Annotated in this window: 1 protein-coding gene; it reads right to left on the bottom strand. The window is 48.9% G+C overall.

Features of this window, described 5'->3' with window-relative positions; all coding sequences use genetic code 11:
• Positions 1-636, bottom strand: a 636-nt coding sequence (locus R7R24_RS27835; protein ID WP_318120307.1) for an L-serine ammonia-lyase, incomplete at both ends; no start/stop codon positions are given.

The following is a 636-nucleotide window of genomic DNA, read 5'->3' on the forward strand; positions in this document are numbered from 1 at the left end:
AGTGCCATTCGTGATGCGTTAATCGCTTTTACTGCGCCCATCGCGTTGCGTTCAATACAAGGCACTTGAACCAGTCCCCCTATTGGGTCGCAGGTCATACCTAGAGAGTGTTCCATTGCAATTTCAGCTGCGATACAAATTTGCTCGTTGCTGCCTCCTCGCAAGGCGGTTAGGCCAGTCGCTGCCATAGAAGAGGAAACTCCCACCTCACCTTGACAGCCGACTTCCGCCCCAGAAATGGACGCGTTGGTTTTGTATAAAATACCAATCGCTCCAGCAACGGCGAGAAAGTCTTTTAATTGCTTAAGGTCCAGCTCTTTGATGAATCGATGGTAGTACATCAATACTGCTGGGATAACACCTGCGGCACCGTTAGTTGGTGATGTAACGACTTGCCCGCCTGCCGCGTTCTCTTCGCTGACCGCAAAGGCAAACAAGTTAATCCAGTCCATGATCTCCATTGGATCATTTTCAACTGCTGCATTCGCTTCTAGTTTTTTCAACAGATTCGGAGCTCGGCGAGTGACGTTCAAGCCCCCTTCAAGGATCCCTTCAGTATCGAAACCACGCTGCATACACAGTGACATCACTTTCCAAATTTGTTCTGCTCTTTGGTCAATTTCTTCTTGCTCTCGA

The sequence above is a fragment of the Vibrio sp. 704 genome, assembly GCF_033339295.1.